This window comes from Bartonella vinsonii subsp. berkhoffii ATCC 51672, assembly GCF_902825225.1.
Taxonomy (GTDB): Bacteria; Pseudomonadota; Alphaproteobacteria; order Rhizobiales; family Rhizobiaceae; genus Bartonella; species Bartonella berkhoffii.
Genome location: NZ_CADEAK010000010.1, coordinates 41,745 through 55,085, shown reverse-complemented (window position 1 = coordinate 55,085; position 13,341 = coordinate 41,745). Strand labels below are relative to the sequence as shown.

14 protein-coding genes, 1 tRNA gene and 3 pseudogenes are annotated in these 13,341 nt (G+C 38.1%); 12 read left to right on the top strand and 6 right to left on the bottom strand.

Translation table 11 applies throughout. The features are described 5' to 3' along the window. From J7R10_RS06115 to J7R10_RS06105, 3 genes and pseudogenes are all read left to right on the top strand, one after another. A pseudogene (locus J7R10_RS06115) lies at nt 1–799 on the top strand (filamentous hemagglutinin); the annotation flags it as partial. Next, a complete protein-coding gene (locus tag J7R10_RS06110) occupies nt 796–1,200 on the top strand; it encodes a hypothetical protein (RefSeq protein WP_010705340.1) in 405 nt (134 codons plus the stop codon). The pseudogene J7R10_RS06115 and the gene J7R10_RS06110, both read left to right, overlap by 4 nt. A 184-nt stretch (nt 1,201–1,384) precedes the next feature. After that, a complete protein-coding gene (locus J7R10_RS06105) occupies nt 1,385–1,744 on the top strand; it encodes a hypothetical protein (RefSeq protein ID WP_010705339.1) in 360 nt (119 codons plus the stop codon). 54 nt (nt 1,745–1,798) lie between these two features. Here the strand turns inward: J7R10_RS06105 and J7R10_RS06100 are convergent, their stop codons facing one another. Beyond that, nucleotides 1,799–1,999 carry a helix-turn-helix transcriptional regulator gene (locus tag J7R10_RS06100; protein WP_010705338.1) on the bottom strand — a complete coding sequence of 67 codons (201 nt, stop codon included), beginning with the start codon at nt 1,997–1,999 and terminating at the stop codon, nt 1,799–1,801. 206 nt (nt 2,000–2,205) lie between these two features. Further along, nucleotides 2,206–3,367: pseudogene (locus J7R10_RS06095) on the bottom strand (tyrosine-type recombinase/integrase). 254 nt (nt 3,368–3,621) lie between these two features. On the opposite strand from J7R10_RS06095, the gene J7R10_RS06090 reads away from it, so the two are divergent. The 7 genes and pseudogenes from J7R10_RS06090 to J7R10_RS06060 all read left to right on the top strand — a co-directional run bounded on the left by J7R10_RS06090 (nt 3,622) and on the right by J7R10_RS06060 (nt 6,394). Beyond that, complete coding sequence (locus tag J7R10_RS06090) at nt 3,622–3,975, top strand: hypothetical protein (protein WP_051101756.1); 354 nt, start codon at nt 3,622–3,624, stop codon at nt 3,973–3,975. A 36-nt stretch (nt 3,976–4,011) separates the two neighbouring features. Beyond that, on the top strand, nt 4,012–4,149 hold the full coding sequence (locus tag J7R10_RS06085) for a hypothetical protein (RefSeq protein WP_155806764.1): 138 nt from the start codon (nt 4,012–4,014) through the stop codon (nt 4,147–4,149). A gap of 13 nt (nt 4,150–4,162) precedes the next feature. Further along, on the top strand, nt 4,163–4,495 hold the full coding sequence (locus J7R10_RS06080) for a hypothetical protein (RefSeq protein WP_010705337.1): 333 nt from the start codon (nt 4,163–4,165) through the stop codon (nt 4,493–4,495). A gap of 64 nt (nt 4,496–4,559) precedes the next feature. Continuing rightward, nucleotides 4,560–5,224 (top strand): annotated as a pseudogene (locus tag J7R10_RS06075) (lysozyme). Nucleotides 5,225–5,575: 351 nt separating this feature from the next. Next, nucleotides 5,576–5,794, top strand: coding sequence for a hypothetical protein (locus tag J7R10_RS06070; protein WP_035000687.1), 219 nt, complete (start codon nt 5,576–5,578; stop codon nt 5,792–5,794). An 82-nt stretch (nt 5,795–5,876) separates the two neighbouring features. Continuing rightward, nucleotides 5,877–6,122: a ribbon-helix-helix domain-containing protein gene (locus J7R10_RS06065; protein WP_010705335.1), complete on the top strand. Its 246-nt coding sequence runs from the start codon at nt 5,877–5,879 to the stop codon at nt 6,120–6,122. 2 nt (nt 6,123–6,124) lie between these two features. Next, nucleotides 6,125–6,394, top strand: coding sequence for a type II toxin-antitoxin system RelE/ParE family toxin (locus tag J7R10_RS06060; RefSeq protein ID WP_010705334.1), 270 nt, complete (start codon nt 6,125–6,127; stop codon nt 6,392–6,394). A gap of 152 nt (nt 6,395–6,546) precedes the next feature. Here J7R10_RS06060 and J7R10_RS06055 read toward each other — a convergent pair. The 4 genes from J7R10_RS06055 to J7R10_RS06040 form a co-directional block, all read right to left on the bottom strand. Then, nucleotides 6,547–6,622: transfer RNA gene (locus J7R10_RS06055), tRNA-Thr, on the bottom strand. Between the two features lie 205 nt (nt 6,623–6,827). Beyond that, nucleotides 6,828–8,186, bottom strand: a complete 1,359-nt coding sequence (accC, locus tag J7R10_RS06050) for an acetyl-CoA carboxylase biotin carboxylase subunit (protein WP_010705333.1) — start codon at nt 8,184–8,186, stop codon at nt 6,828–6,830. A 14-nt stretch (nt 8,187–8,200) separates the two neighbouring features. Then, the gene (gene accB / locus J7R10_RS06045) at nt 8,201–8,692 is read right to left on the bottom strand and encodes an acetyl-CoA carboxylase biotin carboxyl carrier protein (protein WP_010705332.1); all 492 of its coding nucleotides are present in this window, start codon (nt 8,690–8,692) and stop codon (nt 8,201–8,203) included. 254 nt (nt 8,693–8,946) lie between these two features. Then, the gene (locus J7R10_RS06040; protein ID WP_026501346.1) at nt 8,947–9,819 is read right to left on the bottom strand and encodes a DsbA family protein; all 873 of its coding nucleotides are present in this window, start codon (nt 9,817–9,819) and stop codon (nt 8,947–8,949) included. A gap of 347 nt (nt 9,820–10,166) precedes the next feature. Here J7R10_RS06040 and glpD point away from each other — a divergent pair, with 347 nt between their 5' ends. Both glpD and dusA read left to right on the top strand, forming a co-directional pair. Further along, nucleotides 10,167–11,699, top strand: a complete 1,533-nt coding sequence (gene glpD, locus J7R10_RS06035; RefSeq protein WP_010705330.1) for a glycerol-3-phosphate dehydrogenase — start codon at nt 10,167–10,169, stop codon at nt 11,697–11,699. A 463-nt stretch (nt 11,700–12,162) separates the two neighbouring features. Further along, complete coding sequence (gene dusA / locus J7R10_RS06030; protein ID WP_010705329.1) at nt 12,163–13,143, top strand: tRNA dihydrouridine(20/20a) synthase DusA; 981 nt, start codon at nt 12,163–12,165, stop codon at nt 13,141–13,143. Nucleotides 13,144–13,341: the final 198 nt, after the last annotated feature.

The following is a 13,341-nucleotide window of genomic DNA, read 5'->3' as shown; positions in this document are numbered from 1 at the left end:
AGGTGAGGTTTTGCATGATGAACATGGCAATGTCATCTATGCAAAAAATGAAAATGGAGAGTATATAAAAGACAGCCATGGAAAACTAATACCTCTGTATCACTTTTTAAAAGCTGAAGATGAGCAGTATTTACAAGCAGGTTCTGATGGCAACAGGCGTATGTTCTATAATGGCATTTCAAATACACCAGATGACGCAGCGCGTAATGCCGTTCAGTTAGCTGATAATGAGCATAATCCCCTTTATTTTACATATTTTCCCCAAGCTGAAGACAAGCTCGTAGAGTTTGGGATAGCGATTTATCAGTATTTTGGGGGATGGAGTAATTCGAGCAAGAAGTACCAAAATCTGGTACTGAACTATGGCAATGATGGATTACTTATTAGTGCGCATAGCCGTGGTAGCTTAACAGTAGGTAACGGAATGCGTGATTTTGAAAAGCATGGCATCCACGGCATAGCAAAAGAAACAGATATCTATCTTTTTGGACCAGCTTATAATGCTCAAGATATGGCAAATACGCTAAATTATGTAAGTGATGGCAAGCAGGATTATGTCAATTTGGAAAATCATAAATATGACTTTGTTGGTGGATGGTTAGCTGGTCACAATCCTTATACCTTTGAACAAATACCCTCTGGTAGTAACGGCAGGAAAGAGGTGTGGAAAATATTTACGACTTATCCTACTGTCCACGCTTGTTATGGAAATGCGGATCTAGCATGTAGGCGTGCTTATGGGGATTCTTATAAGCACCGCCAAAAAATATATTCAAATAAATCAGGGAGGAAAAAATGAAACAAACCTTAAAATTATTGAGTGGGATCATGCTGTTAACTATCGCTGGGTGTAACATTGATAAGCCTCCTCCGGGGTACCTAAGTATGTGGGAGAAGCCAGGAGCAGATTTTACTGAGGTAGGAAAAGCCTTATTAGAATGTGGAATGCCAACCCCTTATGGTGAGGATTCAGAAAACAGAGAGCTAAGTATCAATGCAATAGAAACAATTCATGGCTGTATGCTTCAAGCAGGATTCCATTATAAAGATAAATGGGGGGGGGGATGGTGTGAGAATTTTAAAGAGGAAAACCTCCCCATATGTCGACCAGGCGCTGTCATCCCGCAACGAAGTGTCGAAAGGCGTTTAAATAGCCCGTTTTGTAAAAGAAGTCCAGTACAACCTGAATGCCAACCTTAAGTCTTACTGCTGCTGATGGGAAACAATCCTCCATCCTTACCTTCGCTTTTGGAATAGCGCGATTGTTTTCTCAATCCAGCATCTCAATTTAGTCCTAACTTGTCTTGAACACAGTATGGAGAGAAAATATCAACAGGCTTCCGAGCTTTTTTATCGTAAATAAATCCATTGAAAGAGGGGAAAAATGAAGAAAATCTTAAAACTATTGAGTTGCATGGCTCTGTTAAGTATCGCTGGATGTGTTAATTCAATTCCCTTACTTTCTCCAGCATTATGGAGAAATAAAATACTTTTAGAATGTGGAGTACCGGACCTTAATAAGGTTGTGGCGCTAGATTTAAATCAATTCGCCAGTATTGAAATATGTATGGCGCAATCAGGTTTTCGCCCTAGCTTTACAATACAAGATTGGTGTGGAAATCATAAATCCGAAAACCTTCCCATATGTCGTCCTGGTGCTGTCATGCCTCAGCGAAGTGTTGAGAGACGCTTAAATAGCCCTTATTGTAAAAAGCATTCAGAACAACTTGAATGCAAACCTTAAGTCTTGCTTCAGCAGAGAAATCCTTGTCCATTCTTATGTGACAAGGTTTTCTTTTTATACCGCGTCGTTATAACGTTGCTGTTTCGCTTGCTCGATTACATTCAAAAGATCCGATTGTAACCAACGCGATAAAAAGCCAAATTTTAAAGGTTTTGGGAGAGAGCCATTAGTTACATGGTGCTGGAATGTTGAAACACTCATATGAAGCAGTTTTGCACTTTCACGGTTTGTTAAAAGAATATCGTTCTCTGTCATTATAAATTCCTTTCACTATAAAAATGGCAACAAATCATAAGCATTTATTAACCATATTTTGTTCATTTTTGAATGTATTTTATTTATATAAAACAATATTTTATCATATAAAACCTTATGTGATAATTTATAAGTCTTATTGAGAAAGAATGAGAGAAAAGAGAGCTAAAGTTATCCACGGATAATGGGGTATTGCACCCCATATCTTAGGATTGACCAGTGACATAAGCTGCCCATTTATCCATATAGACACGGCGCTGTTCCAGATAATCAGTACGACGATAGGAGCGCTCTACTTGTCCTCCGACCGTATGACATAGAATGGTTTCAGCGACCTCATAGGGGGCATCGGTTGTTTCTGCTAGCCAATCGCGTAAACTAGAACGAAAACCATGGGGACAGGCTTCAATTTTATTTTTTCTCATATACGCCGCGCCATCATCGTATGTGAAAGAGGACCACGACCGGTAAGTGAAAAGATGAAATCACTTTTAGAGATACAGCGGGCTTGTTCAATAACTTTCATTGCTTCAGATGATAGGGGCACGCGAAACTCTGTTGTCGCATCACGCTTTCCTTTCATATTCTCAGCAGGGATTGTCCAGATATCATCTTCAATCTGATCTTCACGAATATGACACAAAGGATTGCTACGAACTCCTGTAAGGATAAGTAAACGCAAAGCTAAATGTTTTTATAGTTGTTGTTTTGCAGAGAAATTGATAAAAAAACCGGCACATCTCTCCAATCCATTGCCGGCCAATTTGTAGCTTTATGGTGTTATTTTCCTAAGAGAGCTTTTGTTTTTTCTATTACTTGTAAATCAACATTCAAATCTAGTGTAGCAGCATGTTTGAAATAAAGATTAAGTCGGTTTAGTGCTTTATAGGCAGTTCCAGCTTTTGTACGCCAGATAGGAGCAAGAGCATTGCATATATCTGTTTGGGTGATTTCTGAAACGGGTAAACAGCCTAATTTAGGGAAAATATGAAGTTTTAAAGGTAGAAACCAATTCCCATCTCCTTTTAATTCTGCTTTACGGCTTTCAAAAGCATCCACGGCAATCTCTTTTAAGTAATGGAGATTGCGCATTGCCTCACGCTTTTGTTTGTTGCGTTCTTTAATGGGGTCACGACCCTCACGTAAAACAGCACGCCATTGGGTTACCGATTCACGGGCTTGTTTTAAAGAGATATCTCTCAAAGCACCCAAGCCCATTACGCGACGGCGCCCATGAATGGTATACCGGTAAAGTCATTGAGCACCACCATCTTTACGCTTATGAAGTAATAAGCCGACACCATCATTATATTTGCCAGCCCCCAATGTTGCGACAGCCCTTGCATTAAGGCGGTTCATAAGAGGTATTTTTACTCCTTTCTTCTATAGCTTTTACCCACACGCCAGCCCCGCTTATGACGTGCAAGCAAGTAGTTTTGATTGATTCAACATAAACAGATTTGAAATGAGAGAATCCTACGTTATTCGGGGGTCTAATTCAATATGCAAAACAGTAAATTATCATTATAAATCAATATCTTGTATCGGCCTATCAGGCGGGGAATATTTTACCCAACTTTGTTTGGTATTTAAATCATCGTCCGCAGAGTTCTCCAGAATGAATGGTCTATGACCCTTCTCAAAACCTTTGGGTAGATATTTATTTGCAGTCAGGCACGGATGAAAACACGCGCTCTGCGCATGGTGTTCCTATAACGACAAACCGTTCTTCTACGGATCACATATCAGATCTGTTGCGTGTGAAGAAGTCTTTTTTGACTGATGAACAGTTTGCTTCTGCGATGTATGGGAGCAACGATAAGACCAACATTCAAGGTAAAGAAGCTCCGTTGCCTAAACATTCGGGTGGTTACGTTGATACGGATAATAGGCGTATGATCTCGCATATTGATTGTGAGGATGGTTGTGGTTATGTTTGGCAATTTTTATCAGGCGTTTTTGCTATGCAAGTCTAGTCTAGTGGGACGTTGTGAACGAGTTATAAAACAGAGATGAATGTTTTGGTTGGAGGTGGCAGCTGGTCCAATGATGGACGAAGCGATCTGTTCCTTCGCGGTGTATTGTCTCGTTCTTCACGGGGTGAAGAAGTAGGCGCTCGTAGATGTAGCCGCTCGCAACGTTTTGTTTAAGGAGACAACAGGGATGAGAGACTATCCAGAACATTTAAACACCAAGCAAGATTATTTGAACATGCTGGACTATGACAAGGTAGAAACGGTGAGAAGGCTAGAACAGCTTCTAGAAACGCGTTTGTATTTGGTTGCGATAAAAGAGCTTGGAGAAGAAGGGATTGAAGATGAGAGGCATAGGATTCATACGGCAACAGAAATGTCGATTGCTTCAGAGAAAGATTTGATAGAAAAGCGTTATCAATATGAATTACAGGAAAGTGAATATGCGCCGCTCTTTCAACTTGGTTTTCGTGTTGAAGAAGTAGAGCAATTAATTAAAGACAATAGGGATGAAACTGTCTAGTTTTCATTGAGATATCCCTTTTATGCCGCCTCACTTTTGTGGGGCTTTTTTTATGGAGTAAGCTATGAGAAGAATATCGAAAGAAGGTTTAGTTCTGATCAAGCAATGGGAAGGGTTACGCTTGAATGCGTATCAAGATAAGGCATGCGTTTGGACAATAGGTTATGGTCACACCAGCTCTGCGGGCAAACCGATTGTTAAGAAGGGCATGTGCATTACACAAGGGCAAGCAGAGGAAATCATTTGTAAGGATTTAAAGCAATTTGAGAAAGCGATTGAGGAAGCTGTTACGGTAAAGTTAACGGATGTGAACAGTTCGCGGCATTAGTGTCCTTTTGCTATAATGTAGGAACCAAAGCCTTTTGTAAATCTACCCTTTTAAAAAAGCTTAATAAGGGAGATTATGAATCGGTTCCAGCAGAATTACAGAGATGGAATAAGATAGGAGGCAAGCCTCTTAAAGCATTAGCAAACCGTAGAACAGTAGAAGCGGGGTTATGGGCGAAGGGATCTTATGTTTGTTTTAATTATCAATGTGCGGAAACGAAAGAGGCAACAGGACTTCTCAAAGCAGAAGCGCTCGCTCCGATTATAGGTTCTTGCTCTGGTCTTGGGGGATTATTGGCAGGCAATGGACCCATTCAATGGGTTTTAGCCGGCATAATGGTTTTAGCGGCATGCACGAGCATAGTGTTTGTAGCCAAACGGTTTCGGGAGCAGCGGTTGTGATTTTCTGGTTCAAGAAATAGTACCTGATGTTTACAGCGGCTTTAGCCGTTTTTTTATAGCTTTAGCTAAGGCATTTTACCTTGGCAAGAAAAGCGAACAGCACAAGCAGACAAAGAATGCTTTGAAGACAGCAATAAGACGGCTTGAGGTTGAAAATGAAGTTAATCAGAAAAGTGATGGTGATGTGCGCTCTGCTCTTTCTCGTTGGGTGCGCGGCAAATAGGGCTGTTTCTTGTGTTGGCTGGTTGCCGCTTTATTTAGATTCGCACGATATTGCGGTCATCAGTCCCAACCTAGCAAGAGACATTTTAAAACATAACAAGCAGGGAGCGCATTTATGCGGTTGGAAAGATGGTCGAGAAACCAAACAACAAAGATAAAGAACTTACAGAAAACGAACGACAGCTGCTTTATGAGATGATCAATACCTATCAGGGTTTAAAGATGATGTCTCGTTGCGTGAAGTGGGTGGCGTTCATTATCTTTATGTTCATTATCGATTTTGCCCGCATTATGGATGCGCTGGATAACATCCTTACACATCTCAAAAGATGGTTAACAAGGAGTTAGAAAATTCTTCTTTAAAAAGAAATTGATATCAATCATAAGTTAAACATAGTTTAATCATTAAACTTCTTAAAGAGGAAATATTATGAGTATAAAAAGTGAACTTATATCAGCTAAAGTAGATATAAATTTAAAAAACGCGTTTATGGCTATAGCTGAAAGAAAACACCGTCCAGCATCTCAAATTTTACGTGATCTTATCCGTGTTTACGTTGAAAATAACAAGATACCTAATCAGGAAACGCTTGAAACTTTTCATAAAACCGACAGCAATGATGATGTTTTTTATGCTAAAAATCTTACTGATTTGATGAAGCAACTGGATATCTAAGTATGCGTTCAGTGAGCTATTCAGGAAAGTTTAAAAAGGACGTAAAACGAGCAAAAAAGCGAGGCAAAGATATGCAAAAGCTTCTAGAAGTTATGCAACTTCTAATTCATAAGCAGCAATTGCCAGCTATTTTAAATGATTACGCATTACAAGGAAATTGGAAGCCTCGTCGAGATCTTTATACAGAGCCAGATTGGTTATTAATTTATATAGTTGATGAAGAGCGAGTCCATTTTGATAGGACAGGTACACATTCAGATTTATTTCGATAAGAAGTCGATTCTGAATCCTCAAAAAGAACTCCTGCTTCATAATACTTTATAGGGGCATATTCGAAATCCTATTCCCTCACTTTTATCCACGCATCCCTCACCTCAAAAAAACATACTTAAAACCAATAAGTTGCTTGGGATAAAAAAGAGAATGGTGCCCCCAGAGAGACTCGAACTCCCGACCCCCTGATTACAAATCAGGTGCTCTACCAACTGAGCTATAAGGGCATAACCACATAGGAGGTAGCACAAACTCACAAAAAGGAAAATAGAAAATTATCAGTTTTTATGCATATTTTTAGAAATTATACGTCAAATTATAAAATAATGAGCTTCTTTATTTTCTTATCATCCTTTATCACAATGTCAGAAATTATTTCCACATTGATACTTTATAAAAGCGTTGAGAAAAAAATGCTTTTTGCTACCAGATTCACGAATCTGAAGAATTCGATTGGCTAGAAAGATATTTTTCTAGCCAATGAATATTATAATTACCTTCTGCAACATCTTTATTGTTAATGAGATCGCGAAAGAGAGGTAACGTGGTTTTGATTCCATCGACCACAAATTCATCTAAAGCACGCCTTAACCGCATCATACATTCTAAACGTGTACGTCCATGAACAATTAACTTTCCAATCATGCTGTCATAATAAGGAGGAATGCGATAACCTGAATAAGCACCTGAATCAACGCGAATTCCTAAACCTCCTGGTGTATGAAAATGTGTAATGGTTCCTGGAGATGGCGTAAAGTTAATAGGATCTTCAGCATTAATACGACATTCAATAGCATGACCAGAGAAGCAAATGTCATCTTGTGCAACTGAAAGTTTGCAGCCTGATGCAATATGAATTTGTTCGTGAACTAAATCTATGCCTGTAATCGCTTCGGTTACAGGATGTTCAACTTGTAAACGCGTATTCATCTCAATAAAATAGAATTTGCCATTTTCATAAAGAAACTCAATAGTACCTGCTCCGCGGTATCCAAGTTGTGCACAGGCATTTGCGACAATGTCACCAATTTTTTTCCGTTCAGTCTCATTAAGCGCGGGTGATGTAGCTTCTTCCCATATTTTTTGATGACGTCGTTGAAGTGAACAATCGCGTTCTCCTAAATGAATAGCATTCCCTGCTCCATCACCGATTATTTGAATTTCAATATGACGAGGCTTTTCTAGATATTTTTCAATATAAACTGCATCATCTCCAAAAGCTGCTGCTGCTTCTGAACGGGTTGTTTTAAGAGCTATAGCAAACTCTTGTTCAGAATGGACCACTTTCATACCGCGTCCTCCACCACCGGCAGAAGCCTTAATAATAACTGGATAACCAATTTCACGAGCAGTACGTAGAGCTTCAGATTCTTCAGTGACAGCTCCGTCTGAACCAGGGACTACAGGAATTCCAAGTTTTTTAGCGGTTTTCTTTGCTTCGATTTTATCGCCCATGATCCGAATATGCGCAGCTGTTGGGCCGATAAATGTGATGTCATGGGCCTCTAGAACATCTGCAAATTTTGCATTTTCAGAAAGAAAGCCATAGCCTGGATGAACAGCATCAGCTCCTGTAATTTCGCATGCAGCAATAATTTGCTGAATACTTAAATAAGAATCGCGTGCTGGGGGAGGGCCAATACAGACACTCTCGTCAGCAAGACGAACATGCATGGCATCAGCATCAGCAGTGGAGTGAACGGCTACAGTCTTTATTCCAAGCTCTTTGCAGGCTCGTAGTACGCGAAGAGCAATTTCTCCCCGATTAGCAATGAGAATTTTTCGAATCATAGTTGCCCCTCGCTTTATTCAACAACAATAAGTGGTTCACCAAATTCAACGGGTTGCCCATCTTGAACAAAAATAGCAGTCACCGTTCCTGAGCGTGGTGATGGAATTTGGTTCATTGTTTTCATTGCTTCAATGATAAGTAAAGTCTGTCCTTCAGAAACATTTTGTCCTACTACTACAAAAGGTTGTGCACCTGGTGAAGGTGCAAGATAGGCTGTCCCAACCATTGGGGATGTTATTGCATTTTTTGATTTGTCTTCTTGTAGAGGAGTTTCAGTCGTTGGGATAGGAGGAGAAGTTACAGCAGCAGGAGGGGTGGAAATAGGGGCATAAATTGTTTGTTCAGGAGTGACTGGGGTGTTTTGACGGGATACACGAATACGCAGTTCACCTTGTTCAAGTTCAATATTCGTTAAATTTGTATCATTTAAAATTTCAGCGAGGTCTCGGATAATGTTCGTATCAATTGCGGTATATTTTCCCGCATCCATTTTTTTTGTTGCCATTTTATTTTTCACTCCTTGATCAATGAAGATCGTCACTATTTAATTGTTATGATCAAATATCTCTAGACTACGGATAACCTTTTTAAAGGCTTCTGTTAAAAGCTATGTATTTTTAAAGCATTATATTTTGCAGTTTTAACCCAGTATCTGCTGTATGAACTCACATTTATAAGCCTGTTACTCAAAAAGAGAAAGCATAAAATTATTTCATGTATGGTATTCTTCATCAAGTTGATGAGATAAAGAAAAGATATTTACTGCACATTTTTGATGGATTCTTTTAAAATATCTTGGCTCACGGCTCCAATGAGTATTTTATCACCAATAATATAAGAGGGCGTCCCTGTGATATTGAGAGCAGAGGCAATTTGAATATTTTCTTTAAAGGAATTTTGAAGATTGAAATCCCTTATTGCATTGCGCAGTTTTTTTTCATCTGCTCCTAATGAAACTGCTATTTTTATAGCTTTAGCCTCATTTGCGCGACTTTTACTAGTTAAAAGCGCTCTATGAAACTGAGGATATTTTTCTGGAAATTGTTTTCGAAAAGCGTAGGCAACAGTATGTGCCGCCATAGAATCAGCTCCCAAAATTGGTAGATCTTTAACAATAACCCGTAGATCTGGATCCTCTTTTATTAAGTTTTCTATGTATGAATAGGACATTTTGCAATATCCACAATTGTAATCAAAAAAATCAACAAGCACTTTCTTACCATTTGGATTTCCCAAAACAGCATCATGAGGAGACTGAAAAATTTCCTTTTTAAACAAATTGATGATGGAAGCTTGTTTTTGAGCCGTTTGTTCGCTGTTCTTTTCCAGCTTTTCTTGGAGGATAAGCTGCATTTCGATCATAATCTCTGGATGAGTGAGTAAATAATCCCTTACAATATTTTGAATATCGTGATCATTGATAAGTGGTATAAGCTTTTTTTTAAGCTTAGATAAGAAAGTGGGATCTTCTAGAAGCTGTGTCTTAAGTTTTTCTGAGCTGAAATGATTTGCTGTTTTCTCGTGTGATATTGCGTTTGATGAAAAAGAAGAAAAGGTCAAAATACTCAACAGAGCTGTTGTTAAAAATTTTGAAATGAGCGTTGTTTTTGAGTGTTGGGGCTGATAGGTCATCATTTATATGGCTTCATATTCCTATTGTAATGTTGAGTAAATTTATATGAGAGCTATTGTCTATATGCAATAAGATATTTAACTATAGTGTAAATCTAATAGGTTGCAGAGAAAATATCAATTTTTTTCTAAGGAGCTTTCATATAAAGCATATTTTACGATAATACTGTTTTTTACAGTGGCTGAATTTTTCGTTTTTTTATCAGATGTTTTTTTTAATTCTGTAATATTAAAAATATTTTTATGCGTATTTATTATGGGAAAAAAGAACGTAACAATTCGATTAAGAGCATTGGCATTATCTTTTAGCTGTTATCTTATTGAGTATAGTAGAGCAAATTAAATAAATGATGAAAAATAAAATGATGAAAACCACAACGCATTACGACCTGTTTATCATTGGTGGAGGAATAAACGGATGTGGATTAGCAAGGGATGCAGCTGGACGCGGATTTAAAGTGGGATTGGCGGAGATGAATGATCTTGCGTCAGGGACATCAAGTGCATCGACAAAGCTTATTCATGGTGGTCTTCGCTATCTTGAACACTATGAGTTTAAACTTGTTCGTGAAGCGTTAAAAGAACGCGAAATTATTTTGCGGATGGCTCCACATATTGTGCGTCCTTTACGTTTTATTCTCCCTTATCATAAAGAGTTACGTCCTGCTTGGATGTTGCGTATGGGGCTTTTCATTTATGATTATTTAGGAAACTGGAACCAAAAACTGTGGCGCAGTAAAAAGGTTAATTTTTCAAAAGATTTTTGTTCTACGCTTAAGGAAGAGTATCAGAAAGGTTTTGAATATTCTGATGCAAGAGTAGATGATGCGCGTTTGGTAATTGCTAATGCTCGTGATGCAAAAAAGCAGGGCGCCGATATAAAAGTGCGCACAGAAATTCTCTCTTTAAAGAGAGAAGAAAAAAAATGGCTTATAATTCTTCGAAATAAATTAAACAGCAAGGAATATTGCGTTACAGCTTCTTATGTTGCGAATATGACAGGGCCTTGGATTAATCATATTTTGGAAAACGTATTAAGCTGTAAGGAGAAGCCGCCCGTACGGCTTGTTAGGGGGTCTCATATTCTGGTTCCTAGGCTTTATGCTCATGACCGTGCATATATTTTTCAAAACGGTGATGGACGTATTATATTTTCTATTCCATATCAGGAAAAATTTACACTGCTTGGAACGACGGATTGTGACTATCAGGGTGATCCTGCTAATGTCTGTATTACGGATGCAGAGATTGATTATATTTGTACAGCAGCGAGTGAATATTTTATACAACCAGTATTGCGTGAGAATATTGTCTGGACTTACTCTGGTGTTCGTCCGCTGTATGATGATGGAGCTTCAAAAGCACAAGAAATTACACGTGATTATGTTTTAAAAGAAATGAGTACAGAAAATATGCCACCGCTTCTTAATCTTTATGGTGGTAAGATTACGACCTATCGTAAGCTGGCTGAAGATGCAATGAAATTTGTTGAAAAAGCGCTTGGGATGAAAGGAGCTCCATGGACAGAAAATTCAACGCTTCCCGGAGGTAATTTTCCATATAATAAGCTAAATACACTTGAAAATAAGATCGCTCTTTTGATTCCAGATTTAGATGATTTTACATATCGCAGACTTGCGCGCTCTTATGGTTCGGAGGCTTTGGTGATATTTGCAAATGGGAAGGCAGATATGGGAAAAAATTTTGGTCATGGACTTTATGAAGTAGAAGTCAAATGGTTAATAGAAAAGGAGTGGGCTAAAACATGTGAAGATGTGTTATGGCGTCGTTCAAAACTTGGGCTTTTGTTTAAGAAGAAAGAGATTGATGCTCTTTCCGCTTATATGCAAAGCCAAAAAGAGAGCGAACAAGATTTATAGAATTAAGCTTTACACGAGCACCTTATTGTAAAATTTATTGGCACGATAAACTGAAAAACTTTGAAGGGAAATAAGCTATAATGATGTGTGTGAGAAGCTTTCATTTATTATTTTGTGAGACTCAAAATATTTTTGATACTGTCTACTTTAGAATGTCGTTAAGTCCTTCAAGAACTATGTGAGTGACAGGAAGTACTATTCAAATACGTTTTTTAGGTACAATTTTATTTCTTACAACATCAGTTGCATGGCCATGATATTAGGAAGTCTTGTTCTATTCGCAACGTTCTGTTGTCTTTTTTTGGTTTTTGGAAAATTTAGATGATTTGAGGAAGAGAGTTGGATAGAGAGCGTATTTTTTTTCTAAGTAATGGTAAATGGAATAAAACTTTCTGTGAGTGGAAAAGAGCGGAGATCTAGTATGAAGGGGAAATACTTAATAGAGATGAGAGACTAAGCTCTTATGATAACTTATAGTTCTCCATCATCAGTAAAATTTGCGGTAGCACCAATGTTGGGCTGGACAGATCAACACTGTAGATTCTTTTATCGCCTTTTAACAAAAAAAGCTCTTCTTTATACTGAAATGATTGTAGCTGATGCTGTAATCCATGGTGTTCGTGAACAACTATTGACTTTGAATGATAAAGAACATCCGATTGCCTTGCAGTTAGGAGGGGCAAATCCGAAGAAATTGGCAGAGGCTGCTAGAATTGCTGAAGAATTTGGTTATGATGAAATAAATCTCAATGTTGGTTGCCCTTCAAATCGGGTTCAAGCAGGTGTATTTGGTGCTTGTTTGATGTTACATCCTAATATTGTAGCAAATGCTGTAGAAGCGATGAAACAAGTCGTTACGATACCTGTAACGGTCAAATGTCGTATGAGTGTGGATGAGCAGGATGAAGAGTTAGCTTTAGATCTTTTAGCCGATCAGGTTTGGAATGCTGGGTGTGATGCCCTTTGGGTCCATGCACGAAAAGCTTGGTTAAAAGGATTAAGTCCAAAAGAAAATCGCAATATTCCTCCACTTAAGTATGAAAGAGTTTATAAATTAAAACATAAATATCCTCATAAATTTATTGGGATAAATGGTGGAATTAAATCTATTTATGAGATCAAAAAACATTTGACTTTGTGTGATGCTGTCATGGTTGGTCGACAAGTTTATCATGATCCAGCTTTATTAAAACATGTTGATTTTGAAATATATGGTGAGTTGCAGAGTGAAATGAGTGATAGTGATCTTATTGAAGCCATATGTGATTATGCTGCTCGACATATCGCATTAGGAGGGCGGCTTTCCCATGTGACACGTCATATGATCGGTTTATTTCATGGGCGGGATGGAGCACGCCGATGGCGGCAAATATTATCCAGTGATGCAACAAAAACCGATGCAGGTGTGCATATTTTAAAAGAGGCTTTTTCTGCCCTCATTTAACAACAGTTTACAGATTGCTCTCTCTCTTAAAGTTTTATTTCTTTACAAATTTTAAAAAATTCAGATTAAAAAATTTCATAAAGCTCTCAATCTTTATTATGAAGAGAATGTTAGTATGGCATGTTAAACAGTATACTGATGAAGGTTATGCAATGTGAAAATAAATTAAGACTATAATTTAAAAATATATAATAAGAT